Annotated in this window: 2 protein-coding genes; one reads left to right on the forward strand and one right to left on the reverse strand. The window is 64.5% G+C overall.

Annotated elements, in window-relative coordinates; translation table 11 throughout:
• Positions 1 to 44 precede the first annotated feature (44 nt).
• Positions 45 to 899, reverse strand: a complete 855-nt coding sequence (gene ypfJ, locus ACE039_RS29225; RefSeq protein WP_105557448.1) for a KPN_02809 family neutral zinc metallopeptidase — start codon at positions 897 to 899, stop codon at positions 45 to 47.
• 86 nt (positions 900 to 985) lie between these two features.
• Here ypfJ and ACE039_RS29230 point away from each other — a divergent pair, with 86 nt between their 5' ends.
• On the forward strand, positions 986 to 1,612 hold the full coding sequence (locus tag ACE039_RS29230; RefSeq protein ID WP_105557449.1) for an L-threonylcarbamoyladenylate synthase: 627 nt from the start codon (positions 986 to 988) through the stop codon (positions 1,610 to 1,612).
• Positions 1,613 to 1,641: the final 29 nt, after the last annotated feature.

Consider the following 1,641-nt stretch of genomic DNA (forward strand, 5'->3'; position numbering starts at 1 on the left):
TCCATACAGCTAAGGGGCCGAGGCAATTCAGGTCTGGCAGCGGATCAAAGCGCGCTGGCCGAGAACGTGTCGCATTGCTTGATGTTGCCGCTTTCCAGCCCGCGCTTGAACCAGCGCACGCGCTGGGCCGAGGATCCGTGCGTGAACGAGTCCGGCACGGCATAGCCCTGGGCCTGCTTCTGCAGACGGTCATCGCCGATGGCAGTGGCCGCCGACAGCGCTTCTTCGACGTCGCCACCCTCCAGGATGTTGCGCGCGGCGTTGGCGCGTTGCGCCCACAGGCCGGCGAAGCAGTCAGCCTGCAATTCCACGCGCACGGACAACGCATTGGCTTGCGCAGGATTGCGGCGGCGCAGCTGGTCCACCTGATCAGAGATGCCCAGCAGATGCTGCACGTGGTGTCCGACTTCATGCGCGATCACATAGGCCTGGGCGAAGTCGCCGGGCGCCTTGAACTTGTTCTGCAATTCATCGAAGAAGGCCAGGTCGATATAGACCTTGCTGTCGCCGGGACAGTAGAACGGGCCCATCGCGGACTGGCCCGTGCCGCATGCCGTGGGCGTGGCGCCGCGGAACAGCACGAGCTTGGGCGCGACGTATTGGCGGTTCAGGTCCTTCTGGAATATCGCGGTCCAGGTGTCTTCGGTTTCGCCCAGCACCTTGGCCACGAAGCGCGCCTGCGGATCGTCGACGGGCGGCCGGGTGGCCGGCGCCTGCTGCTGGGTCTGGGGCGGTCCTTCGGCCATTTGCAGAACCACGCTGGGGTCCACGCCAAAGTACATGGCCACCAAGGCAAGTACTATCGTACCGATGCCGATGGTTCCACGGCCGCCGATACGGGGACCACTGGCTCGTCGGTCTTCCACATTGTCGCTTTCACGCGAGTCATCGAGGCGCATACTGTTTCTCCGGGCGGGTCGGCATTCCCGCCATTTTGCATCGCCGCGCCACGTTGGCCGGCATTCAAGAGTGTTAGGATAATCCCATGGCCTTGTATTTATCTATTCATCCTGCGAATCCTCAACCTCGCCTGCTCAAGCAGGCAGCCCAATGGCTGAACGATGGAGGCCTGGTGGCGGTACCCACCGACTCCAGCTATGCCGTCGTCGCGCGCCTGGACGACAAGGACGCCGCTGACGGCTTGCGCCGGCTTCGCGGCCTGGACGAAAGACACCACCTGACGCTGCTGTGCCGCGACCTGGCCGAAATCGGCCACTTCGCCCGCGTCGACAACAAGCAATACCGCTTGCTGAAGGCCGCGACGCCGGGCCCCTGGACCTTCATTCTTGAAGCCACCAAGGAAGTGCCGCGGCGCGTTTCGCACCCGTCGCGCAAAACCATCGGCATCCGCGTCCCGGATCACGCGGTCATGCTGGGCCTGCTTGAGCAAGTGGGGGCGCCTTTGCTTTCCACGACCCTGATCCCCAAGGACGAGACCGACGCGTTGAACGACGCCGAAGACATCCGCGCGCGCTACGACCACGATCTGGCGGCCATCATCGACGCGGGCGCCTGCCCGCAATCTCCGACCACGGTCATCGACCTGACCAGCGACGATCCGGTGGTCGTGCGCGTGGGCCGCGGCGATCCCGCCACGCTTGGCCTTGCCTGAATCTTCTCCACTCCGTAGTGCCTTGGGGG

This window comes from Achromobacter maghribensis (assembly GCF_057334215.1).